The organism is Pseudohalioglobus sediminis (assembly GCF_008370495.1).
Taxonomy (GTDB): Bacteria; Pseudomonadota; Gammaproteobacteria; order Pseudomonadales; family Halieaceae; genus Halioglobus.
This window is the reverse complement of record NZ_VTUX01000007.1, coordinates 353,074-374,752: the sequence shown is the minus strand read 5'-3', so window position 1 is coordinate 374,752 and position 21,679 is coordinate 353,074. Positions and strand designations below refer to the sequence as shown.

The 21,679-nt window shown below is 61.0% G+C and carries 23 protein-coding genes and 1 other RNA gene; 15 read left to right on the top strand and 9 right to left on the bottom strand.

The genetic code is table 11. The features are described 5' to 3' along the window. Window positions 1–17: 17 nt before the first annotated feature. Both F0M18_RS15410 and hemE read left to right on the top strand, forming a co-directional pair. Complete coding sequence (locus tag F0M18_RS15410; protein WP_149612343.1) at window positions 18–1,439, top strand: FAD-dependent oxidoreductase; 1,422 nt, start codon at window positions 18–20, stop codon at window positions 1,437–1,439. A gap of 15 nt (window positions 1,440–1,454) precedes the next feature. Continuing rightward, window positions 1,455–2,525: a uroporphyrinogen decarboxylase gene (gene hemE / locus F0M18_RS15405; protein WP_149612342.1), complete on the top strand. Its 1,071-nt coding sequence runs from the start codon at window positions 1,455–1,457 to the stop codon at window positions 2,523–2,525. 96 nt (window positions 2,526–2,621) lie between these two features. Here hemE and cysE read toward each other — a convergent pair whose 3' ends face one another. Continuing rightward, window positions 2,622–3,437 (bottom strand): serine O-acetyltransferase, encoded by an 816-nt coding sequence (gene cysE, locus F0M18_RS15400; protein ID WP_149612341.1) that lies wholly within the window; start codon window positions 3,435–3,437, stop codon window positions 2,622–2,624. A 33-nt stretch (window positions 3,438–3,470) separates the two neighbouring features. Next, the gene (trmB, locus tag F0M18_RS15395) at window positions 3,471–4,154 is read right to left on the bottom strand and encodes a tRNA (guanine(46)-N(7))-methyltransferase TrmB (protein ID WP_149612340.1); all 684 of its coding nucleotides are present in this window, start codon (window positions 4,152–4,154) and stop codon (window positions 3,471–3,473) included. 110 nt (window positions 4,155–4,264) lie between these two features. Between trmB and F0M18_RS15390 the strand changes: the two genes are divergently transcribed. Further along, on the top strand, window positions 4,265–4,993 hold the full coding sequence (locus F0M18_RS15390) for an acyltransferase (protein WP_149612339.1): 729 nt from the start codon (window positions 4,265–4,267) through the stop codon (window positions 4,991–4,993). Here F0M18_RS15390 and rpiA read toward each other — a convergent pair whose 3' ends face one another. After that, entirely contained in the window at window positions 4,994–5,674 is a 681-nt protein-coding gene (rpiA, locus tag F0M18_RS15385; RefSeq protein WP_149612338.1) for a ribose-5-phosphate isomerase RpiA, read from the bottom strand. A gap of 145 nt (window positions 5,675–5,819) precedes the next feature. Here rpiA and ilvA point away from each other — a divergent pair, with 145 nt between their 5' ends. Together ilvA and F0M18_RS20005 are read left to right on the top strand one after the other, a co-directional pair. Next, window positions 5,820–7,349, top strand: a complete 1,530-nt coding sequence (ilvA, locus tag F0M18_RS15380; RefSeq protein WP_149612337.1) for a threonine ammonia-lyase, biosynthetic — start codon at window positions 5,820–5,822, stop codon at window positions 7,347–7,349. A 176-nt stretch (window positions 7,350–7,525) separates the two neighbouring features. Continuing rightward, a complete protein-coding gene (locus F0M18_RS20005) occupies window positions 7,526–7,672 on the top strand; it encodes a hypothetical protein (protein ID WP_188109752.1) in 147 nt (48 codons plus the stop codon). A gap of 15 nt (window positions 7,673–7,687) precedes the next feature. Here the strand turns inward: F0M18_RS20005 and F0M18_RS15375 are convergent, their stop codons facing one another. The 4 genes from F0M18_RS15375 to F0M18_RS15360 all read right to left on the bottom strand — a co-directional run bounded on the left by F0M18_RS15375 (window position 7,688) and on the right by F0M18_RS15360 (window position 9,049). Then, window positions 7,688–8,275 carry a 5-formyltetrahydrofolate cyclo-ligase gene (locus tag F0M18_RS15375; protein WP_149612336.1) on the bottom strand — a complete coding sequence of 196 codons (588 nt, stop codon included), beginning with the start codon at window positions 8,273–8,275 and terminating at the stop codon, window positions 7,688–7,690. 5 nt (window positions 8,276–8,280) lie between these two features. Then, window positions 8,281–8,460, bottom strand: a non-coding RNA gene (gene ssrS / locus F0M18_RS15370) — 6S RNA. Window positions 8,461–8,526: 66 nt separating this feature from the next. Beyond that, window positions 8,527–8,844, bottom strand: coding sequence for a cell division protein ZapA (locus F0M18_RS15365; protein ID WP_149612335.1), 318 nt, complete (start codon window positions 8,842–8,844; stop codon window positions 8,527–8,529). Between the two features lie 4 nt (window positions 8,845–8,848). Continuing rightward, window positions 8,849–9,049 carry a TIGR02449 family protein gene (locus F0M18_RS15360; protein WP_149612334.1) on the bottom strand — a complete coding sequence of 67 codons (201 nt, stop codon included), beginning with the start codon at window positions 9,047–9,049 and terminating at the stop codon, window positions 8,849–8,851. Between the two features lie 156 nt (window positions 9,050–9,205). Here F0M18_RS15360 and F0M18_RS15355 point away from each other — a divergent pair, with 156 nt between their 5' ends. The 6 genes from F0M18_RS15355 (at window position 9,206) to F0M18_RS15330 (ending at window position 15,289) form a co-directional block, all read left to right on the top strand. Further along, window positions 9,206–9,778 (top strand): UPF0149 family protein, encoded by a 573-nt coding sequence (locus F0M18_RS15355; protein WP_149612333.1) that lies wholly within the window; start codon window positions 9,206–9,208, stop codon window positions 9,776–9,778. Window positions 9,779–9,823: 45 nt separating this feature from the next. Beyond that, window positions 9,824–11,137: a Xaa-Pro aminopeptidase gene (gene pepP, locus F0M18_RS15350; protein WP_149612332.1), complete on the top strand. Its 1,314-nt coding sequence runs from the start codon at window positions 9,824–9,826 to the stop codon at window positions 11,135–11,137. Then, complete coding sequence (ubiH, locus tag F0M18_RS15345; protein WP_149612331.1) at window positions 11,134–12,378, top strand: 2-octaprenyl-6-methoxyphenyl hydroxylase; 1,245 nt, start codon at window positions 11,134–11,136, stop codon at window positions 12,376–12,378. Before pepP ends, ubiH begins: the two co-directional genes overlap by 4 nt. Before the next feature lie 2 nt (window positions 12,379–12,380). Further along, window positions 12,381–13,598, top strand: a complete 1,218-nt coding sequence (locus tag F0M18_RS15340; protein WP_149612330.1) for a UbiH/UbiF/VisC/COQ6 family ubiquinone biosynthesis hydroxylase — start codon at window positions 12,381–12,383, stop codon at window positions 13,596–13,598. A 77-nt stretch (window positions 13,599–13,675) separates the two neighbouring features. Further along, window positions 13,676–14,068 carry a glycine cleavage system protein GcvH gene (gcvH, locus tag F0M18_RS15335; RefSeq protein ID WP_149612329.1) on the top strand — a complete coding sequence of 131 codons (393 nt, stop codon included), beginning with the start codon at window positions 13,676–13,678 and terminating at the stop codon, window positions 14,066–14,068. Window positions 14,069–14,098: 30 nt separating this feature from the next. Continuing rightward, window positions 14,099–15,289 (top strand): class I SAM-dependent rRNA methyltransferase, encoded by a 1,191-nt coding sequence (locus F0M18_RS15330; RefSeq protein WP_149612328.1) that lies wholly within the window; start codon window positions 14,099–14,101, stop codon window positions 15,287–15,289. Between the two features lie 333 nt (window positions 15,290–15,622). Here F0M18_RS15330 and F0M18_RS15325 read toward each other — a convergent pair whose 3' ends face one another. Next, complete coding sequence (locus F0M18_RS15325; protein WP_149612327.1) at window positions 15,623–16,285, bottom strand: histidinol-phosphatase; 663 nt, start codon at window positions 16,283–16,285, stop codon at window positions 15,623–15,625. 119 nt (window positions 16,286–16,404) lie between these two features. On the opposite strand from F0M18_RS15325, the gene F0M18_RS15320 reads away from it, so the two are divergent. Both F0M18_RS15320 and ptsP read left to right on the top strand, forming a co-directional pair. Continuing rightward, on the top strand, window positions 16,405–16,905 hold the full coding sequence (locus F0M18_RS15320) for an RNA pyrophosphohydrolase (RefSeq protein ID WP_149612326.1): 501 nt from the start codon (window positions 16,405–16,407) through the stop codon (window positions 16,903–16,905). Continuing rightward, the gene (gene ptsP / locus F0M18_RS15315; protein ID WP_149612325.1) at window positions 16,906–19,170 is read left to right on the top strand and encodes a phosphoenolpyruvate--protein phosphotransferase; all 2,265 of its coding nucleotides are present in this window, start codon (window positions 16,906–16,908) and stop codon (window positions 19,168–19,170) included. Window positions 19,171–19,178: 8 nt separating this feature from the next. On the opposite strand, the gene F0M18_RS15310 is transcribed toward ptsP, so the two are convergent. Continuing rightward, window positions 19,179–19,943: an NRDE family protein gene (locus tag F0M18_RS15310; RefSeq protein WP_149612324.1), complete on the bottom strand. Its 765-nt coding sequence runs from the start codon at window positions 19,941–19,943 to the stop codon at window positions 19,179–19,181. A gap of 89 nt (window positions 19,944–20,032) precedes the next feature. Here F0M18_RS15310 and lgt point away from each other — a divergent pair, with 89 nt between their 5' ends. Further along, window positions 20,033–20,830: a prolipoprotein diacylglyceryl transferase gene (gene lgt / locus F0M18_RS15305; RefSeq protein WP_149612323.1), complete on the top strand. Its 798-nt coding sequence runs from the start codon at window positions 20,033–20,035 to the stop codon at window positions 20,828–20,830. An 8-nt stretch (window positions 20,831–20,838) separates the two neighbouring features. After that, complete coding sequence (locus tag F0M18_RS15300) at window positions 20,839–21,672, top strand: thymidylate synthase (RefSeq protein ID WP_149612322.1); 834 nt, start codon at window positions 20,839–20,841, stop codon at window positions 21,670–21,672. Window positions 21,673–21,679 lie beyond the last annotated feature (7 nt).

Below are 21,679 nucleotides of genomic sequence, written 5' to 3'. Positions count from 1 at the left end.
GCGGGCAGGAGTAGATTATGAGTAATCGTCTGGCTAACAGTTTCCAGTTTATCGATGTCGGTCGTAACGACCCGGAAAAGAAAACGCTGCAGGCGCGTAAAACCGAGTATGTGGAGATCTACAATCCGTTCACCAAGGACCAGGCGGCTGAGCAGTCGCACCGGTGCCTGGAATGCGGCAACCCCTACTGCGAGTGGAAGTGCCCGGTACACAACTTTATTCCGAACTGGCTGAAACTGGTTTCCGAGGGCAACCTGTTCGAGGCGGCCGAGTTGAGTCACCAGACCAACACCCTGCCGGAAGTGTGCGGCCGTGTGTGTCCGCAGGACCGGCTGTGTGAAGGCGCCTGTACCTTGAACGACGGTTTTGGCGCGGTCACTATCGGGGCCTCGGAAAAATATATTACCGATACCGCCCTCGCCATGGGCTGGCGCCCTGACCTGTCCCATGTCGTCGACACGGGCAAAAAGGTTGCCATCATCGGTGCCGGCCCGGCGGGTCTGGGCTGTGCCGATGTATTGGCGCGCAACGGCGTCAAGTCCGTGGTCTTTGATCGCTACCCGGAGATCGGCGGTCTGCTTACCTTCGGTATTCCGGAGTTCAAACTGGAAAAGCAGGTCATGGTGCGTCGGCGCGAGGTGTTCGAGGGCATGGGTATCGAGTTCCGCCTGAACACGGAAATTGGCCGGGACGTGCAGATCGGTGAGTTGCTCGAGCTTTACGATGCCGTATTCATGGGCATGGGTACTTACACCTACATGAAAGGCAATTTCCCGGGAGAAAACCTCCCCGGCGTCTACGAGGCGCTGCCTTACCTTATCGGGAACGTGAATCACAACCTGGGATTCGAACAGGACTCCGAGGCTTACATCAACCTCAACGGCAAGCGCGTGATCGTGCTCGGCGGCGGTGATACGGCCATGGACTGTGTGCGCACAGCCGTGCGCCAGGGCGCAGAGAAGGTCATATGCGCCTACCGGCGCGACGAGGTGAACATGCCGGGCTCACGGCGTGAGGTCAAGAATGCCCGTGAAGAGGGCGTGCAGTTCCTGTTCAACCGCCAGCCGATAGAAGTGGTGGAGTATTTCGGCCAGGCCTGTGGCATCAAGGTGATAGAAACCGAACTGGGTGAGCCCGGTGCAGATGGCCGTCGCCGTCCCCAGCCTATCCCCGGGAGCGAGGAAGTGCTGGAGGCGGACGCGGTGATCATTGCCTTCGGCTTCCAGCCCAGTCCGCCATCCTGGCTGGAAGAAGTCGAGGTGGAAACCAACAACTGGCAGGGCGTGGTGGCCGAGGAAGAGCAGACCTATAAGTTCCAGACCAGCAATCCGAAAATTTTCGCCGGTGGCGATATGGTGCGCGGTTCCGACCTGGTGGTGACGGCCATCTGGGAAGGCCGCCAGGCCGCCGAGGGCATCCTCGATTATCTGCAGGTTTAACGTGGGAAAAGCCCGATGACTGAATTGAAAAATGACCGCTTCCTGAGAGCGCTGCAGCGTCAGCCGGTCGATCGCACGCCTATATGGATGATGCGCCAGGCGGGCCGTTATCTGCCCGAGTACCGTGCCACTCGCAAGCAGGCCGGCTCATTTCTTGACCTGTGCAAGAATGCCGAGCTGGCGTGCGAAGTCACCATGCAACCGCTACGCCGCTACCCCATGGACGCGGCCATCCTGTTCTCGGATATTCTCACCGTGCCGGACGCCCTGGGTCTCGGGCTTTACTTCGAGGAGGGGGAAGGGCCGAAGTTTCGCAAGACAGTGCGTAGTGAATCCGACCTCGCTGGTCTGAACACGATTTCCGCAGACGATGATCTCGACTATGTAATGAATGCGGTGCGCACTATCCGCGCCGAGCTCAACGGCACTGTCCCGCTTATTGGTTTTTCCGGTAGCCCGTGGACTCTCGCTACCTACATGGTGGAGGGCGGATCGTCGAAGGACTTCGCCAACGTCAAGGGTATGGCCTACGACAAGCCCGAATTAATGCACAACCTGCTGTCCCTGCTGGCGGACGCTGTCGCTGATTACCTGGCGGCGCAAATTCGCGCCGGCGCGCAGGCCGTGCAGATTTTTGATACCTGGGGTGGCAGCCTTACTGCAGCCGCATACAAGGAGTTCTCCCTGAAGTACATGCAGCGCATCGTCTCCCGCCTGCAGGCGAGTGCCGAGACGCAAAGCGTGCCGGTCATTGTCTTCACCAAGGGCGGCGGCCAATGGCTCAGTGCAATTGCCGGCTGTGGCGCGCAGGCGGTGGGTATAGACTGGACGACTGATATCAACGTGGCGCGCAGCCAGGTGGGTGACCGCGTGTGCCTGCAGGGCAATATGGACCCGGCGATGCTGTTCGCTTCTCCGGCACGGATACGCGAGGAAGTAGCGTCCATTCTGGCGGGCTTCGGGCATGGCAGTGGCCACGTGTTCAACCTCGGCCACGGCATCACTCCCGGGGTCAATCCCGATCACGTTACCGCCTTCGTCGATGCGGTGCAGGAGCTTTCACCCCAGTACCACCAGAACGACTGAACGTGCCCGCGGGCTCCGTGGCTTCGCGCTAGCAAGGCCCGGGGCTATGCAATATCGCCGGGTATCGGCAGCCAGCCTGCAGGGCTGGCGCCCGGTTTAGCCCGTTTCCGAGAGCCCGTTGCCGTCACAGCAGAAATCGTGATTCATATCCAGCGCCGGTGCTTCGGTTGCCGGCCTGCCCACGACCTTCGCGGGTACGCCGGCGACGGTTGTGTGCGGTGGCACGTCTTCGAGCACAACGCTGCCGGCACCCACCTTGGCGCCTTCCCCTACCTTGATATTACCGAGAATTTTGGCGCCGGCGCTGATTAATACGCCATCGCCGATTTTCGGGTGTCGGTCGCCATCTTCCTTACCGGTGCCGCCAAGCGTGACGGACTGCAGGATCGAAACGTTGTTACCGACAACGGCGGTCTCGCCGATTACCAGTCCGGTAGCGTGGTCCAGCATGATGCCGCGTCCCATCTGCGCAGCGGGGTGGATATCAACGCCGAATTTTACCGAGACACGATTCTGGAAAAATAGACCCATGGACTGGCGGTTGTTCTGCCACAGCCAATGTCCGATGCGATGGCTCTGCAGGGCATGGAAACCCTTGAAGTACAGGAAGGGTATGTAGAGTTCATGACAGGCGGAATCGCGGTCCACGACGGCCAGCAGGTCTGCGCGCACGGCGTCGGAGATAGAGGCATCGGTGCGCATGGCCTGCAGCATCACCTCACGTAACAGCAGCGACGTCACGGTGGGGCTGTCCAGCTGACTGGCCAGGTGGAAGCTCAGGGCACATTCCAGGCTGTCGTGATTGAGAATAGTGGAGTGCAGGAAGCTGGCCAGCACCGGCTCTTCCTGAGCGTGTTTCTCGGTTTCCGAGCGAATGCGATCCCATACCGGGTCGTTGTGCTGCGTGGACATGACTTTATCTCCTCGTGGACGACGGACTTTAGCTTATAAACCCCGACTCGTCACGGCGGCGCGATACTGGTATCGCCACAGGCTGTGCCCGCTTTGCCGGTACTTTTCCTCGAATAGCGTCAAAGCCGGCTCATCGGGAACCCGGGAAACCACACCGCGATGGCCCGCCAGGTGCATGGCCAGGCCGAATTCCTCTACATACAGCTGCCAGTTGCTGCGCACCTCGATACTGCCGCCCAGGCGCAAAAGCCAGCCAAAACTGCCGTGACCATGTACGCGCCGTTGCAGGTGTTTGCCCTTCGGCCAGGGGTTGGGGTACAGCAGGTAGTGCTGGTACAGCTGGCGTTCATCTCGCAGCAGCAGTTGCCAGATATCCTCCGCCTGCGCCCGCAGCAGCAGGTAGTTTTCAGCAGGGCCCTCCACATGTTTATGCAGACGGTGTGCAGACTGGTCTACACCTACTACCAGGCAGTCCGGGTGGCGTTCAGCCAACAGCGCTGTGCTCTGCCCGGTGCCGCAAAACGAATCCAGTATAAGTGGCCTGCCATCGGCGGCGATCCGCTCCGCCAAAGGGATATAGGCCACTTCCGAGTGCCTGGCCACAGGTCGGCGAAAGCTGCTGCCCAGGTGGCGGCTGACCACCCGCGCCAGTTGTGGATGCACACCCTGCTGGTTGCTGATGATTGGCCGGGACACCCCGGTGAGCTGTCGGTTCATGTTTTTCGGTCAGGTATCCGTTGATGTTCATCACTGGCGTTGCCATGATACCGGCACATAATGCAGTAGACAGAAAAGTTGTAAACCTGCCTGACCAAGAAGAGCTTGCCATGCGCCAAGACCTACGCCCCTGGTGGTTGAAAAAACTCTACCTCCGGTTTCGCCACTGGTACGCAGAGTATTACCTGCGTCCGGAGTGTGAGTCGCTGGGACCCTATCACACCATCATGAAGCCCTGGTATGTCAACATTTCCGGTAACAATATCCGGATTGGGCGCAGTTTCACGGCTATTGGCGAGCCTATGCACCAGGTGGAGATCGGGGTATGGGGCCGGGAACAGGGCCAGGGGCGCGTCGAGATCGGGGATTGTGTGCTGATGAGCCCGGGTTCGCGGATCAGCGCCAGCGATGAGGTGGTGATCGGCGATGGCACAATGTTCGCCAATGGCGCCTATGTCACCGACTCGGACTGGCACATGATATACGATCGCACTGAGCGTGACCCGAGGGCGACGCCGGTGCACATCGGGCGCAACGTGTGGCTGGGCGATGGCTCCTGCGTGCTGAAGGGCGTCACCATTGGGGAAAACTCGGTAGTTGCTGCGCGTGCGGTGGTGACGCGCGACGTGCCGGCCAACGTGGTGGTCGCCGGTAACCCCGCGAAAGTGGTCAAGGAACTGGACCCTGAGCGCGGTTTCGTCACCCGGATGGACTATTTTGCCGACCCGGAAGAGTTGGAGCGTTTCTTCGATGCCATCAACGCGGAGGTGTTGGCGGGCAACAGCTTCTGGCGCTGGCTATGGTCGGTTGTGTATCCGCCATCAAAGCGCCGCCGCTGATCAGGGCGCCTCGGCGCGCAGTGTGTCCACCCCACTGGCGGTGCCAAGCAGGAGCACGTCGGCCGGTTTGAGCGCGAACAGGCCATTGGTTACCACGCCTGTAATGCCGTTTATTTTTTCCTCTGTGGCCAGTGGCTGCGGTATCGAGAAGTTGTATACGTCGAGGATGATGTTGCCGTTGTCTGTGACCACGCCGTCCCGGTAGACGGGGTCGCCGCCGAGCTTGACCAGTTCCCTGGCAACGTGACTTCTCGCCATCGGTATCACTTCCACCGGCAGCGGAAACTTGCCCAGTGTATGCACCAACTTGGATTCATCGGCAATACAGATGAACTCCTGCGCCACGGCGGTAACGATCTTTTCCCGGGTCAGCGCGGCGCCGCCGCCCTTGATCAGTTGCAGTGCGCGATTGGCTTCATCGGCGCCATCGATATAGAAATCCACCTGGTCGACCGCATTCAGATCGTAAACCGGGATACCGTGGTTTTTAAGGCGCTGGGCAGAGGCTTCGGAACTGGCCACGGTGGCGTTTATGAGGCCGCGAATTTCTGCGAGACAGTCGATAAACAGGTTGGCTGTTGACCCGGTGCCAATGCCAATGACGGTGTCATCGTCGATTCTGGGCCTGATATAGTCCAGAGCGGCTGCGGCTACTGCCTGCTTTAACTGGTCCTGATTCATCTCTTGCTGCTCCAACTGGGGCGGTAAAAACGTAAGTATAGGGGAGAGGCCGGCCCGGAGCAGCATTATTGCGCTGTCAGGGGGCTGGAAATCTCACCGCGCTTCTTTAACATGGCCGCTTCGCCCAGAGTTTGGTAGCAGTCCAATGCCGCAGTCCTACATAAAACGCATCCTTGATGCCCGCGTTTACGACGTGGCCAGGGAAACGCCCGTCGACAGGGCCGAGCTCATGTCGCGGCGCCTGGGCAATGCGGTCTGGCTTAAGCGCGAGGATTTGCAGCCGGTTTTTTCTTTCAAGCTGCGCGGTGCCTACAACAAGATGAATCGGCTCAGTGACGCCCAGAGGGCGCTGGGCGTGGTGGCTGCATCCGCCGGCAATCACGCCCAGGGTCTGGCCATGGCAGCAGAGAAACTGGGCGTCAAGGCGACGATTGTCATGCCGCGCACGACACCGCAAATAAAGGTCGACGCGGTCAGGCGACGCGGTGCTCGTGTGGTGCTGCGCGGCGACTCCTATGATGAGGCCGCGGACTACGCCCAGCAGCTGGTAGAAGAAAAAGGCATGACCTATGTGCATCCCTTCGACGACCCGGATGTCATCGCCGGGCAGGGAACAGTGGGCATGGAAATTGTGCGCCAGCACCAGAAGCCCCTCGACGCCATCTTTGTGCCCGTGGGCGGTGGCGGGTTGCTTGCCGGCGTCGCCGCCTATGTGAAGTATGTCTGGCCCGATACCAAGGTGATTGGCGTGGAACCGGAGGATGCAGCCTGCCTTAAACTCGCGCTCGAACGCGGTCGACGCGCCGTGTTACCGGAGGTGGGTTTGTTTGCCGATGGTTGCGCAGTGGCGCAGGTAGGCAAGGAAACGTTTCGCGTGGTGCGTGACCTGGTGGACGAGGTGATCACCGTGGGTACGGATGAAATGTGCGCCGCTATCAAGGACATCTTCGAGGATACGCGCAGTATTGCCGAACCTGCTGGAGCGCTTGCCCTTGCCGGTCTCAAGCTCTATGTGGAACGAGAGCAGGTTCAGGGGGCCGACCTGCTGGCCATCGTCAGCGGGGCCAACACCAATTTTGATCGCCTGCGTTATATATCCGAGCGCACCGAAATAGGCGAGCGCCGCGAGGCCGTGCTCTCGGTAACCATTCCCGAGAAACCGGGCAGCTTTCGCCGCTTCTGCACTGCGCTGGGGCGACGCAATATCACCGAGTTCAATTACCGCTATGCAGACGCCGCGTCTGCCCAGGTGTTCGTCGGGCTCTCTGTGGTGCCTGGAGGCGAAGACCTGGCCGACCTGCTGGCCGCGCTTGCCAGGAAAGGCTACGAAGTAGTGGATCTCACTGATAACGAAGTGGCCAAGTTGCATGTGCGTTACATGGTCGGAGGGCACGCGCCGGCTGTGCTTGAACACGAGCGTGTGTATCGAGTGGAGTTCCCGGAGCGCCCCGGCGCGCTGGCAAAGTTCCTGTCTGCACTGGGCCAGAACTGGAATATATCCATGTTCCACTACCGTAATCACGGCGCCGCTTACGGTCGTATCATGGTGGGTTTGCAGGTGCCCGAGGCCGAGAAAAAGGCCTTTGATGCAGCCCTCGAGGACATTGGCTACCGCTACTGGGATGAAACTGACAACCTGGCCTACCAGATCTATCTTGGCCAACGTCAGGACTGATATCGTGGCTGCTGAAAAAGCGCAGAAAAGTCCGGATTTCTGCGCTTGCGTGTAGACATTTCTCTCGGTTGTGAAATAATCACAAAAGTTAGTGCTTGTTTCCAGCTAACAATAATAACGGCAAGGGCTTCGAAGAATAGCCCTGCTTCTACAGCAATTAGAGAGAGTGTCGAAAAGTGAAGCGTAAACCGGACCTGATGGTAATTGTCATGGCGGTTTTTGGTCTTGGCATGGTGATCACACTGATGCTGCCGATGGCGGCCAACAACACAGTGGCAGAACCCGCATCTGGCCTGCAGGCCGGCGTTCTCCTGGGAGACTGACCGGGCGATCGCGGTCTAGGGCCCGCCATCCCTGCAATCATGCAGGGCGGTTTCCGTGACGACAAAATCCATACGCACGTCCCACTGCTCTTGCGGCAGTGACTCCATTCTCTGCACCTCGAAAGCCAGGCCTACCTTGGTCAGCCCCGGCGCATTCCCTAGACTGCGGTCGTAAAAGCCACCACCCATCCCCAGGCGGGTGCCGCCGGGGCTCCAGCCCACCAGGGGCAGTAGTACCAGGTCGAGGGCCTGTGCCGCGCGCCGCTCCGCAGCAGGGGGCGGTTCGGGGATGCCCAGCTTATTGGGCACAAGTGCATCGTTTAGCTGCCAGCGAGCAAATTCCAGTTGGTTGCCGGGTCGAATAACCGGCAGGTAAATATCTTTGCCCAGTTTGTGCAGTGAGCGGTTGGCGATGTCGGGGTCGATCTCTGCGTCGGCGGCGATGTAGGTGGCGATATGCCTGGCTTCGCCCAATCCCGGCAGCTCTTCGAGTATTGCCGCAATGCGCTCTGCTGCGCGCAGGCGCGAAGTGGCATCGATATCCCTGCGCCGCTGGCGCAGTTGCCGACGCAGGGCGAGCTTCAGGTCAGGTGTAGATGGCATGAAAAGAGATTCCCGGCGTACCGCTGACAGCGCTGCCCTTGAACCCGATGGTTCAAGGAGGAGGCACCTGCACTGCATAAGGCTTCCCGGTCATGCCGGACTTGCACACCAACAGCGGCGAGACGCCCCCGGATATAACATTATCGGCTCGAGGACTGTCTGCCTGGCGCATACGCCAGGGATCAGGGCAGAGTATAACGCAGGCAGCGGGGTCAGTTCGCCCTTGAAATTTGCTGCGTTTTGAGGATGGCTCAGCCGATTTCCAGCTGGCGCAGCTGGTACAGGGCATCGTCAAGCTTGCGGTTAAGGGAATCGACAGCACCTGTATCAAGCGCCGGCCGCTGTGCGTCGCCGTGCTCAGAGGCCTGCAGCAGCTCGTAGCTGATGTTCAGGGCAGCCATGACGGCAATGCGTTCCAGGCCGATCACCTTGCCGGTCTCGCGAATGCTGCGCATCTGCTTGTCCAGGTACTTGGCTGAGACCACGAGCTCGGCTTCCTGCTCTTCCGGGCAGGCCACCTGGTACTCCTTGTCGAGGATCTTGACGGTGACGGTATTGGCTTGGCTCACTGGTTCACTCCATTGTGCGCAGACGGTTGATCATGGCTTCCACCTTGGAGCGGGCCAGCTCGTTCTTGTCGATCAGGTCCTGTCTTTCCTGCTGCCAGCCGGCGTTTTCTGCCTTGAGCAGCTGGTTCTCCCGGTTCAGCTCATTGCAGAGCTCTATCAGCTGGTCGATCTTTTGTTCCAGCGCCTGCAGTTGCTTTTCTGCCATGGAGTTTTACTGGTGTTAGTCTGGATGGGACTTTACTATAAGGGCGCTTCTGGTTGAGGTCAACGGAACAAAAGTAATGAAAATCAAAGGCCTGCCATACTTTTTTAGCTTATTTTTGTAACTTCCGCCTGTGCGGGGGAAGTTCGGGAAGTCGCCATGCTGGAATATACCGATGAAGACGTCGCCGTGTTCGACTTCGATGAACTGGCGGATCACCTGCTGGAGCAGGGACAGGACGCCTCGCCGTCGACGCTGCACGGCTGCCTTTGCGGGCTTCTCGCCGCCGGGGCCCCGGCACAGGCGGAAGCGGGTCTCGCCTTGCTGACACAGGCGCTGGATCTGGATTTCCACGGTGAGCTGGCAGCGCAGATGATGCAGCTGTATACCGTGACTGCCGCGGCTTTTGTCGACGAGGAATTCGATTTCCACCCGCTGTTGCCGGATGACGAGGCGGACATAACCGTGCGCACCACGTCCCTGGCCGCCTGGGCCGGCGGCTTCCTGAGTGGATTCGCCCAGGTGAATCGCGAGCAGGTGGAGGGTGACAGCAGCGAGATACTGAGAGACTTCGCCGCAATTGCCGAGGCTGAAATTGATGAACATGCCGAGGAAGATGAGTCTGAAGCCAGCTACCTCGAGGTCACCGAGTACCTGCGCTTCGCTGCGCTGAATGTTTTCATGGACAGTCGCAGCAATGCACCGAACACTGAGACACCGTCACTGCACTGAGCCGCCATCTCCGCACCCGAACCATGCACCAGCCAATTGCCTGCGATGAAGATCACCAATAGCGAATACGCACGCCGCCGTCGCAACCTGATGGCGCTGATGGAGCCCAACAGCATTGCCATTATTCCATCGGCGAGAGAGGTATTGCGCGGGCGCGACACCGAGTACCCCTTCCGTCAGGACAGCGATTTCTATTACCTGAGCGGTTTCAAGGAGCCCGATGCGGTGCTGGTGCTGGTGCCGAATCGAGGGCACGGCGAGTTTGTGGTGTTTTGTCGAGAGCGTGATCCTGCCATGGAGCTGTGGCACGGGCGCTGTGCCGGACCCGACGGGGTTTGCGCGCAGTTCGGCGCCGACGACGCCTTCCCTATCAGCGATATCGATGACATTTTGCCGGGGCTGATCGAGGGCCGTGACCGGGTTTATTACTCGATGGGGCGCTCCACCCGGTTCGACCGCCAGATCATGGAATGGGTCAATACCATCCGCAGCAAGGAGTCCAGCGGCGCCGTGCCTCCCGGTGAGTTCACGGATCTCGACCACATGCTGCATGACCTGCGCCTGGTCAAGAGTGCAGCCGAGCAAAAGCTGATGCGTCGTGCCGGTGAAATCACTGCGACCGCGCATCGGCACATCATGCGATTCTGCGAGCCGGGCATGTTTGAGTATCAGCTCGAGGGTGAATTACACCACCAGTTCGCGCTCGGCGGCGCCCGCTACCCTGCCTATTGCAGCATTGTTGGCAGCGGTCGCAATGCCTGCACCCTGCACTACGTGGAGAACGGCGCGAAAATGCGCGATGGTGACCTGGTGCTGGTGGATGCCGGTTGTGAGTTTGAATACTACGCCGCGGATGTTACCCGTACCTTTCCCGTCAACGGGCGCTTCAAGCCGGAGCAGCGCGCGATCTACGATCTCGTGTTGGCGGCGCACGATGCCGCGATCGCGCAGATCAGGGCCGGCAATCACTGGAACCAGCCCCATGACGCCAGCGTGCGGATTATTACGGCCGGCCTGGTGGAGCTGGGTTTGCTGGAGGGCGATGTCGACGAATTGATCGTGGCCGAGGCGTACAGGGATTTCTACATGCACCGCGTCGGGCACTGGCTGGGGCTGGACGTGCACGACGTGGGCGATTACCGCGTGGGCAGTGAATGGCGCCAGCTGGAAGCGGGCATGGTCATGACGGTGGAACCGGGTATCTATATTGCTCCCGACAACCAGGCTGTTGCCCGGAAATGGCGCGGCATCGGTGTGCGCATTGAGGACGATGTGCTGGTCACTGCAAAAGGCTGTGACATTCTCACCGAGGGTGTGCCGCGCAAGGCTGATGAGATCGAGGCGTTAATGGCGGCATGAGTACGACGCAACACAGGGACATCGTTATCGCCGGCGGTGGCATGGTAGGCATCAGCCTGGCGCTGTATCTCGCCGAGGTGCTACCGGAGGATACCCGGATCTGCCTGGTGGAGGGGTTTCCCTTTCCACAGCCGGCGCCCGGGCACCGGCCCGAATACCACCCGGCGTTCGATGCGCGTTCAACCGCTCTCAGCTACAGCAGCAAGCTGATATACGAGCGCCTCGGCCTGTGGCAGGACCTGCTGCAGTGGGTATGTCCCATCGACAGTATCCACGTGTCCAACCGGGGCCACTTTGGCAGCACGCTCATGCACGCCGGGGATCACGGTTGGTCTGCCCTCGGTTACGTGGTGGAGAATGCCTGGTTGGGCAACAGCCTGGTGCAGGCCTTGCACAGGCAGGCCCGGGTCGAGCTGATCAGCCCGGCACGTGTGGTCGACGCCCGCGCAACGCCGGGAGGCACCAGTATTACCCTCGAGGGCGCGGACGTGCATTCACTCGAGGCCAGCCTGCTGGTGGTCGCCGATGGTGCCGCGTCGGGTCTGCGCGAGAAACTGGGCTTTGCGGTTACCGAAAAACCCTATGCCCAGCACGCGCTGGTTGCCAATGTCGCGTTTGCCCAGCCACACCAGGGCCGGGCCTTTGAGCGTTTCACCGACAAGGGGCCCCTTGCCCTGTTACCGCTGCTGGGCGTGAGCGCAGCGGCGCATCGCAGCGGCCTGGTGTGGACGGTCTCACCCGAGGAGGCAGAACAGCTGCTGCACTGTCCGGAACAGGAGTTCCTTAACGCCTTGCAGGAGCGGTTTGGCTATCGTCTCGGGCGTATGCAGCAGGTCGGGGAGCGTCACAGCTATCCGTTGGCGTTGGTAAAATCCGGCGAGCAGGTGCGCCAGGGCATGGTTTTGATGGGCAATGCCGCACACGCACTGCACCCGGTAGCCGGTCAGGGTTATAACCTGGCGCTGCGGGATGTAGCAGAGTTGGCCAGGGTGCTGGCCGAGGCGGTGGAACAGGGGCATTCGCCGGGCGATCTGCGCGTATTAAAACGCTACGAACACCAGCAGCGCGAGGACCAACAGCGCACCATCACCTTCAGCGACAGGCTGCCCTCCCTGTTTATGCCCGGTGACCCCGTGGTGGGCTTGCTGCGTGACCTGGCGCTCTCCGGGCTTGATGTGCTACCGGCATTCAAGCGTAATTTCGTTAACTATGCGGCAGGCGTTGCCGCGATGGGAGAGTAAACTTGCCCGCCAGCCAGCACTTCGACGTGGTCATTGTTGGAGCCGGCATCGCCGGCAGTGCGATGGCGGCCGGGCTCAGTGGCCATGGGCTGTCCATCGCCATCGTCGAAGCCCAGTCCATGGTGCGCAAGCCCTTGCCCGCAGAGCTGGACCTGCAGCATTTTGACGCCCGCGTCAGCGCGCTGACGCCCAGGTCAGTGCAGTTTTTGCAGGGCCTGGACGCCTGGGCAAGTGTGGCGGACTACCGGCAGTGCCCGTATCAGCACATGACCGTCTGGGACGCAGAGGGCACTGGCGAGATCGACTTTGCCGCCGCCGAACTGAACGTGCCGGCGCTGGGCCACATCGTAGAAAATCGCGCCATTGTCGAGGCCCTGTTGCAACGGGTAGAGGCGGCAAAGGATATACAGGTTTTCAGCCCGGACACGGTCACGGCCTGTGAGCGCGATGACCATGGCGCGATGCAGGTCACCCTGGGCACCGGTGTCGCGTTGACAGCCAGCCTGGTGATCGGGGCAGACGGGGCCATGTCGCGCGTGCGCGAGATGTGCGGTTTCCGCACACGCGAGTGGGATTACGGACACCGTGCCATTGTCTGCACCGTCATGGTGGCCAGGCCCCATACTGACACTGCCTGGCAGCGCTTCCTGCCGACCGGTCCGTTGGCCTTCCTGCCGCTACCGGGGAAAGACGATGCGCACTACTGCTCCGTGGTGTGGTCGCTGCAGGACTCCGCGGTAGAGTCCATACTGGAACTGGACGACGCGGCATTCTGTGAGGCCATTGCCGACGCGCTGGAGCATCGCCTGGGCGATGTGCTGGCGGCCAGTCCCCGCTTCGCGTTTCCATTGCGCCAGCGGCATGCGGTGGATTACGTGCAGCCGGGAGTTGCCCTGGTAGCCGACGCCGCGCATACGATCCATCCGCTGGCAGGGCAGGGCATCAACCTGGGCCTGCAGGATGTTGCCGTGCTGGTTGAGGAGGTGCTCAGCGCGCACGGCCGCGCCCAGGCACCCGGCGAACTCGACGTGCTGCGCAGGTACCAGCGCCGGCGCAAGGCCGAGAACCTGTTGATGATGGGAGCCATGGACGGTTTCAAGCGCCTGTTTGAGCAACGCTCCCTGCCCCTGCGCTGGCTGCGCAATGCCGGCATGCGGGGTGTGGCACAGGTCGCGCCGGTGAAGCAGCGGCTGATGCGCCACGCGATGGGTATAGATTAGTCCGTATTGTTTTTCACCTGTTGCCGGTTAGAATGAGCGGCTTGTTATCGCTCCTATAACCCAGAGAGGACGCCTCCATGAGCCAGACCCCCAGCGAACTGAAATACGCCAGCAGCCATGAGTGGGCTCGTCTGGAAGAGGATGGCAGCGTTACCGTCGGCATTACAGATCACGCGCAGGAAGCGCTTGGAGACGTCGTATTCGTGGAGCTGCCTGAGGTAGGCAGCAATATTGCCGCGGGTGAAGAGGCCGGCGTGGTGGAATCCGTGAAGGCGGCCTCGGATATCTACGCCCCCGTGGGCGGCGAGGTGCTGGCGGTCAATCCCCAGCTCGAAGATGAGCCGGAGACAGTAAATTCTGATCCGTACAACGACGGCTGGTTCTTCAAGCTGCAACCCACAGACGCCAGTGAACTGGATGCGCTGCTCAACGCCGCCGACTACCAGGCCCGTTGCGACGAGGACGATTGAGCGCAACGCGCGCTACCCGACGCCACCACTGTGACCACCACTGACCTGTACCTGCGCAAGGGCGCCGACCGCCGTCTGCGCGGCGGGCACCTGTGGGTTTACTCCAATGAGGTCGATACCGGCCGCTGCCCGCTGAATCAGTTCGCCCCGGGCGACGTGGTGCAGGTACGCAATGCCGAAGGCAGAATGCTGGGCTCGGCGTACATGGAGCCCCAGGCCCTGATCTGTGCCAGGGTGTTCGCGCCCGGCGAGCAGGCACAGCTCGATGAGGCGTTGTTTCAGTCCCGCTTGCAATCTGCCCTTGAAGCGCGCGAGGCGATATTCGATCGCCCGTTTTATCGCCTGGCCTATGGCGACAGTGACTTGTTGCCGGGCATCGTCATTGACCGCTTCGGCCCATACCTGGTTGTACAGCTCAACAATGCCGGAGCGGAGCGTTACCGACAGCCGCTCATCGATGCACTGCAGGCGGTGTTGTCCCCCGACGGCGTGTTATTGCGTGGCGATAGTCGTGCACGGCGCGACAGTGGCCTCGTCGCGGACAACGAGGTGGTCCTGGGCACCGTGCCGGAGCAGGTGCTGCTGGAGGAAAATGGCGTGCGCTTCAGCGCCCCCGTTTTCAGTGGCCAGAAGACGGGCTGGTTTTACGACCACCGCATGGCTCGCGCCCGCCTGTCTTCCTGGGTGAAGGGCAAGTCGGTGCTTGATGTGTACAGTTACATCGGTGGCTGGGGGATCCAGGCGGGCGTATTTGGCGCCACTGATGTCTGTTGTCTCGACAGTTCCAGTGCAGCGCTGGAGGGGGTGATGGTCAACGCCCGGCTCAACGATATCGCCGACATAGTTTCCGTGCGCCAGGGCCCGGCGGCGGAGACGATGCAACAAATGCGCGCCGAGGGGGTGTCCCACGACGTGGTGATCCTGGATCCTCCGGCGTTCATCCAGCGCCGCAAGGACCTGAAAAAGGGCATTGCCGCTTACCGCCGCATCAATGAACTGGGGCTGCAGCTGCTGCGCCCGGGCGGGTTGCTGGTCTCGGGCTCCTGTTCGATGCACCTGTCCAGGGCCGACCTGATGACTGCCATGCAACAGGCAGCGGTGCGTGCTGGTTGCCAGTTGCGTGTGGTGGAGCAGGGCGCGCAGGGCCCGGACCACCCGATCCACCCGGCTATTCCGGAGACCGAATATCTCAAGGCCATATTCGCACGCCGTGTGGGGTAGGTTCTCTACTCGCCGCGCCCTGCACCCCGATACAGCTCCCCCGGGACCGCCAAAAGCAGACATCCATGTCAGGCTCGACTTCGGCCATCCATGGCCTCAGACGCCCCGGAGGAACTGTATCGGGGTACATGTCGCAGGCAGAGGTTATACACTCGGTAGGTATTTTATCCTGAATCGAGCCTGTCGCCTTGGTTAGCGTCGTGTGGGCCTGATATCCCCTCCCGAAAATGTCTGAGGCCATGGATGGCCGAAGCCAAGGTGCCATGGACGGCGCACTACCGGTTTTCGGGAGGGGATATCAGGTCTGCGCGGCGCGGCGCGTAGAGAGCAGATCTAAGTGGCCTGGCGCAGGGAGATCACCGGCCAGCCCGCCTCCTTGGCGCGAGCCAGCAGGGTCTCGTCCGGATCCACCGCCACCGGATGGTCCACCAGCTCCAGCAATGGCAGGTCGTTGTGCGAATCGCTGTAGAAACAGGCGCCCGCCAGGGACAGATCGCGCCCCGCCAGCCACTGCTGCAGGCGGGTGATTTTCCCCTCTTTATAGGAAGGTATGCCGGCGGGCTCGCCGGTGTACACGCCGTCGATTTGCTCCGCCTCGGATGCCAGCAGTTCATCAACGCCCAGGAAGTTGGCGATGGGCCGGGTGATAAACTCATTGGTGGCGGTGATAATCAGCAGGGTGTCCCCGCGATCACGGTGCTGCTGTATCAGCTCGTGGGCCTTCGGCAGCATAATCGGCTCGATTTTCGCGGTCATGAACTCGCGATGCCAGTTATCAAGCACCTCCCTCGGCTGGCCTTTCAAGGGATCGAGGGCGAAGCGCAGGTAAGCGTGAATATCCAGCTGACCAGCCTTGTAGTCCTCATAGAACTGGTCATTGCGTTCGGCAAAGGCGTCAGCGTCCACCAGCTGCTGGTCGCACAGGAATTCACCCCAGAGGTGGTCACTGTCACCGCCGATCAGGGTGTTGTCCAGGTCGAAAATAGCCAGCGCCATGGAGGTGGCTCCGTGTAAAGGGGCGCCAGCATAGCGGTTGGTGCTTGCTGAGTAAATTTCTCAGGTACGCTAAAGTGTGGAACAATGAAACGTCCCTGACATAAGAAATAAGACGAATCGTGATCGATAAGGATGGCTTTCGCCCCAACGTGGGTATCGTGGTAGCCAATGACCTGGGCCAGGTTCTGTGGGCCAGGCGGGTCGGCGGCCGCGATGCCTGGCAGTTCCCGCAGGGTGGCATTAACCGTGGTGAATCGCCCGAGGATGCGCTGTATCGCGAGCTGGAAGAGGAGATAGGCCTGACTGCCGATGCGGTCGAGGTGCTGGGCGTGACCCGGGGCTGGCTGCGGTATCGACTGCCCCGTCGCTTCGTGCGCAAGGGCCAGAAGCCCCTGTGCATTGGCCAGAAGCAGAAGTGGTACCTGCTGCGCATGCTCGCGGAAGACCATGCCGTGCGCCTGGACCATAATGACAAGCCCGAATTCGATCACTGGCAGTGGGTGAGTTACTGGTATCCCCTGAACCAGGTTATCTCCTTCAAGCGTGAGGTGTACCGGCGGGCGATGAAAGAGCTGTCCCTGCCGCTGGGTCGCCACACCGAGAATCTGGCGGGCAACTGAATGCTGAATATACTGCGCCACATCACACAGGAGGTTAACGCAGCCAGTGGTTTGCAGGACGCGCTGGAGATCATCGTGCGCCGTGTCCGTGATGCCATGGGTACCGAAGTGTGCAGTATCTATCTCCGCGACCCGGGTGAAGAGCGCTTTATTTTTCGTGCCACCGAGGGCCTTAATCCTGAGCAGGTAGGAATTGCCAGCCTCGCCGCCGGAGAGGGATTGGTCGGTACCGTTGCCGAGCGTGAAGAGCCGTTGAACCTCGAAAACGCGGAAACCCACCCCAACTTCCGTTTCTTTCCGGATATTGGCGAAGAATCTTTCCACGCATTCCTTGGCGTGCCCATTATTCACCAGCGCGACGTGCTCGGGGTGCTGGTGGTGCAGCAGGCGCAGCGCCGTCGTTTTGACGAGAGCGAGGAGGCTTTCCTCGTTACCATGTCCGCGCAACTCGCCGCGGTGATTGCCCACGCGCGGGTAACAGGTGCGGTGCTTGCCGATGCCAGGTCCGCCAGCGCCCCGGCTAAAATTGGTGGCGTACCCGGCGCCCCGGGCATCGCTATCGGCACGGCAGTGGTGGTATCGCCTATCGCCGATCTCTATGCCGTACCCCAGCGTATGGTCGATGACCGGCGCGCGGAACTGAGTGCCTTCCGGCATGCGCTGTACCGCGTGCGCGAGGATATCGAGGCGGTGGCAGACAACCTCGGCGGAGAGTTGAGCCGCGAGGACCACGCCCTGTTTGACGTTTACCTGGGTATTCTCGACGACTCTTCGATCGGTCGCGAGGTGGTCAGCCTGATTCGCGAGGGGCACTGGGCCCAGGGCGCACTGAGCCAGGTCATGATCGAGCACATCCGTCACTTTGAGCGCATGGAGCACAGCTACCTGAAAGAGCGTGCCGTGGATGTGAAGGACCTTGGTACGCGAGTGCTTGCTTACTTGCAGGACTCCGACAAGCGCGAAACACAGTTCCCCGAGCAGACCATCCTCGTCGGTGAGGAACTGACCGCATCATCCCTCGGCGAGATTCCCCGGGAACGCCTGGCCGGGTTGATCTCGGTGCGCGGCTCCGGCAATTCCCATGTTGCCATTCTCGCCCGCGCCATGGGTGTTCCCACGGTGATGGGTGCGGTTGACCTGCCCTATACCCGGCTGGAAGGGCGTGATGTGGTCATCGACGGCTACAACGGAACCGTGCACCTGAATCCACGACCCGACGTGCTGGCAAAGTTTGAAGAGGTGCTGGTTTCCGATCGCGAGTTGAACAAGGACCTGGAAGCGCTGCGTGACCAGCCCTGTATTACCCTCGATGGTCACCGCATGCCGCTGTGGGTGAATACCGGCCTGATGGCTGATGTAACGCGCTCGCTGGAGCAGGGTGCAGAGGGCGTTGGCCTGTATCGCACCGAGGTCCCTTTCCTGCTGCGTGAGCGTTTCCCCTCGGAGGAAGAGCAGCGGCAGATTTACCGCAACCAGCTGCAGGCCTTCGCGCCGCGGCCCGTTACCATGCGTACGCTGGATATTGGTGGTGACAAGGCGCTGCCCTATTTCCCCATTGAGGAGGACAACCCGTTCCTGGGCTGGCGCGGCATTCGCGTGACCCTGGATCATCCGGAAATATTTCTGGCCCAGGTGCGCGCCATGCTCAAGGCCAACGCCGGGCTGGGGAATCTGCGTATTATGCTGCCGATGATCTGCAGTATCCCGGAGGTTGATGAGGCCCTGGAGCTGATTCACCGCAGCCACCGTGAGATCATCCAGGAAGGCATTGAGGCGGAAATGCCCCTGATCGGGGTGATGGTCGAGGTGCCCTCAGCCGTCTACCAGGCCAGGGCGTTGGCCAAGCGGGTGGATTTTCTCTCTGTTGGTTCCAATGACCTGACCCAGTACCTGCTGGCCGTGGATCGCAACAATGCCCGCGTGGCGGACCTTTACCATTCCATGCATCCGGCGGTACTGCAGGCGCTTCGGCTGGTGGCGGATGCTGCCCATGCCGAGGGCAAGAATGTGGGTATCTGCGGCGAGCTCGCAGGCGAGCCGGAGGGGGCGGTGCTGTTGCTCGCGATGGGCTATGACATCCTGTCCATGAATGCCACCAGCCTGCCCAAAGTCAAAAAGGCCCTGCGCAATGTCAACCTCATCGAAGCAAAGAGCCTGCTCGAGGAGGTTGTGACCATGGATGACGCAGCCGAAATACACCACCGCCTGGAGTCCTTTCTGGCCACTCATGGTATGGAAAAGTTCATTCACAACCCCGTCGACTGAGCGGGCTTTCAGGGCACTACCTTCTCCACCGCCCCGCTGGGCTCGCCTGTTGGCGCGAAACTGGTTTCGCGCCAGTGCCGGCGTCCCGTCGCATCCTGCCACAGGGTGGTCGTGGCTCGGGTTCCATAGGTCGGGTTGACTATGAACTGCGCGGAGAGCAACTGGTCCATTTCGCCGTGCAGTCCCTGGCCGGAAAGCTGTCCGGGGGTGGCCAGTTCACGGTCTGAAACCGTCACCGCCAGGCGCTCGTGAGTCGGGGCCCCGGCCAGCAACTGTTGCAGCGCCTGCTTGCCCCGTGTGACTTTTGGCCACGGTGTATCCAGCGCGGCGTTGCTCAGGCCGTAGATGCCGGGCGCAAGCGCACGCGGGCCACCGTTGCCCGTGCGCTGGTTGCTGAAATACCACAGGTCTTTGCCGTCGCCGAGCAGCAGGTTGAAACCGGCATAGTCATCGGCCCGATCTTCGAGTTCCAGCAGATAGTCCCGTGGCGACTGGTCCCCGGTGAGATACAGGCTGGTCAGCTCGCCGCGTGACCGCGGCGCGGGCGCGGTGCGTTGTGGGTCCCGGTAGTTGGTGACAGCAGCGAAGCGCCTGTCAGCGCTGATGCCCATCCAGGTGCCGCCGGCCTCCAGGTCCCTGCCGGCGAGCACGCCCGGGTGCTCCTGCCAGAAATCGGATGCCGCGGTGGGGCGGGCGTGAAACTCGTCTCTATTGGCGGCAACCAGCAAGGGGTACTCGGCGCTGGCGCGATGGGCAAACAGTATCAGGCACATAAATCGGCAATTACTCCGCGCTGCACGTGAAAGAATTGAGAAAGCGGGACAGCTGCATGATAATACGTGCTGGTCCAGTTGGTCTGCCCATGCTCCCTTATCCTGAAATCGATCCCGTCGCCGTTGCCCTCGGGCCGCTGAAAATCCACTGGTATGGCCTGGCCTACCTCACCGGTATTGCCGCTGGCTGGTGGCTGGCGCTGCGCCGCAGTCGCCTGCCCTGGTGCCCGGTACAGCGCGAGCAGGTGGATGACCTGGTATTTTACGTGGCCCTGGGCGTGGTGCTGGGCGGCCGCGTGGGTTACACGCTGTTCTACGGCGGCGATCGCCTGGTGGATGATCCCGGTTGGGCCCTGCGACTCTGGGAAGGCGGCATGTCATTCCACGGTGGCTTCCTCGGCGTCCTGTTCGCCATGTACCTGTTCGGGCGCAAGCACAAGATCGCCTTCTGGCGGCTGATGGATTTTATCGCACCTTTTGTCCCCATTGGCCTCGGGCTGGGGCGCCTGGGTAACTTCATTGGCCAGGAACTATGGGGCAAGCCGACAGAGATGCCATGGGCGATGATCTTCCCCGCCGATCCATTGCAGCTGCCACGCCATCCTTCCCAGCTGTATGAGTTTGCTCTCGAGGGCCTGCTGCTGTTTGCGGTGCTGTACTGGTTCTCTTCCAGGCCGCGGCCAACCTGTGCAGTCTCCGGCATATTCTCCCTGGGTTATGGCGCCGCCCGCTTCTTCGTCGAGTTTTTCCGGGAACCCGACGCCCATATCGGGTACGAGGCGTTTGGCTGGCTGACGCGCGGCCAGATTCTCAGCCTGCCCATGATTGTGGTGGGGATTACCCTGTTAGTCGTCGCCTACCGGGGCGGCAAGAAAAGAGAGAGCTGATCAATACGATGAGACCCTACCTGGACCTGTTGCAAGACATCCTCGACAACGGCGTGCGTAAGGACGACCGCACCGGCACGGGCACGCTTTCCGTATTCGGGCGGCAGTACCGTCACGACCTGGCCGAAGGTTTTCCCCTGCTGACGACCAAGAAGCTGCACCTGAAAAGCATCATCAATGAGCTGATCTGGTTCCTCAGCGGCGATACCAACACGGCCTGGTTGAAAGCCAATGGGGTGTCCATCTGGGATGAGTGGGCCACCGAAACCGGAGATCTGGGCCCTATTTACGGCGCCCAGTGGACCAACTGGCCAACCAGCGATGGTGCCAGCATCAACCAGATTGATTATGTCGTGGAGTGCCTGCGCAATAACCCCGACAGCCGGCGTATCCTTTTCCACGGCTGGAACGTGGAGTACCTCCCGGACGAAAAAGTCAGCCCGCAGGAAAACGCCGCGGCCGGGCGCATGGCATTGCCGCCCTGCCACCTCTTGTACCAGTTTTACGTGGCCGCCGGCAGGTTGTCCGCGCAGTTGTATATCCGTTCCAGCGACTCGTTCCTCGGCCTGCCCTACAACACGGCAAGCCTGGCGGTGCTGACCATGATGCTGGCCCAGCAGTGTGACCTGGAACCGGGCGAGATCGTTATCACCACCGGTGATTCGCATCTCTACCTGAATCACCTCGATCAGGTGCGTGAGCAACTGTCGCGGGAACCGCGCGCTTTGCCACGGCTGCGCATACTGCGCCGGCCGGACAGTATTTACGACTACCGCTTCGAAGACTTCGAATTGCTGGACTATCATCCCCACGCGCACATCGCTGCGCCGGTTGCGGTGTAGTCAGCGG

Bases quoted from the DNA above. Each gene is read 5' to 3' on its own strand.
- F0M18_RS15360 (WP_149612334.1), bottom strand. From the start codon at position 9,049: ATGGCAGAAAAGCAACTGCAGGCGCTGGAACAAAAGATCGACCAGCTG.
- cysE (WP_149612341.1), bottom strand. From the start codon at position 3,437: ATGTCCACGCAGCACAACGACCCGGTATGGGATCGCATTCGCTCGGAA.
- ubiH (WP_149612331.1), top strand. From the start codon at position 11,134: ATGAGTACGACGCAACACAGGGACATCGTTATCGCCGGCGGTGGCATG.
- F0M18_RS15375 (WP_149612336.1), bottom strand. From the start codon at position 8,275: ATGCCATCTACACCTGACCTGAAGCTCGCCCTGCGTCGGCAACTGCGC.
- ptsP (WP_149612325.1), top strand. From the start codon at position 16,906: ATGCTGAATATACTGCGCCACATCACACAGGAGGTTAACGCAGCCAGT.
- pepP (WP_149612332.1), top strand. From the start codon at position 9,824: ATGAAGATCACCAATAGCGAATACGCACGCCGCCGTCGCAACCTGATG.
- F0M18_RS15325 (WP_149612327.1), bottom strand. From the start codon at position 16,285: ATGGCGCTGGCTATTTTCGACCTGGACAACACCCTGATCGGCGGTGAC.
- F0M18_RS15300 (WP_149612322.1), top strand. From the start codon at position 20,839: ATGAGACCCTACCTGGACCTGTTGCAAGACATCCTCGACAACGGCGTG.
- rpiA (WP_149612338.1), bottom strand. From the start codon at position 5,674: ATGAATCAGGACCAGTTAAAGCAGGCAGTAGCCGCAGCCGCTCTGGAC.
- hemE (WP_149612342.1), top strand. From the start codon at position 1,455: ATGACTGAATTGAAAAATGACCGCTTCCTGAGAGCGCTGCAGCGTCAG.
- gcvH (WP_149612329.1), top strand. From the start codon at position 13,676: ATGAGCCAGACCCCCAGCGAACTGAAATACGCCAGCAGCCATGAGTGG.
- F0M18_RS15310 (WP_149612324.1), bottom strand. From the start codon at position 19,943: ATGTGCCTGATACTGTTTGCCCATCGCGCCAGCGCCGAGTACCCCTTG.
- F0M18_RS15355 (WP_149612333.1), top strand. From the start codon at position 9,206: ATGCTGGAATATACCGATGAAGACGTCGCCGTGTTCGACTTCGATGAA.
- lgt (WP_149612323.1), top strand. From the start codon at position 20,033: ATGCTCCCTTATCCTGAAATCGATCCCGTCGCCGTTGCCCTCGGGCCG.
- trmB (WP_149612340.1), bottom strand. From the start codon at position 4,154: ATGAACCGACAGCTCACCGGGGTGTCCCGGCCAATCATCAGCAACCAG.
- F0M18_RS15390 (WP_149612339.1), top strand. From the start codon at position 4,265: ATGCGCCAAGACCTACGCCCCTGGTGGTTGAAAAAACTCTACCTCCGG.
- ilvA (WP_149612337.1), top strand. From the start codon at position 5,820: ATGCCGCAGTCCTACATAAAACGCATCCTTGATGCCCGCGTTTACGAC.
- F0M18_RS15410 (WP_149612343.1), top strand. From the start codon at position 18: ATGAGTAATCGTCTGGCTAACAGTTTCCAGTTTATCGATGTCGGTCGT.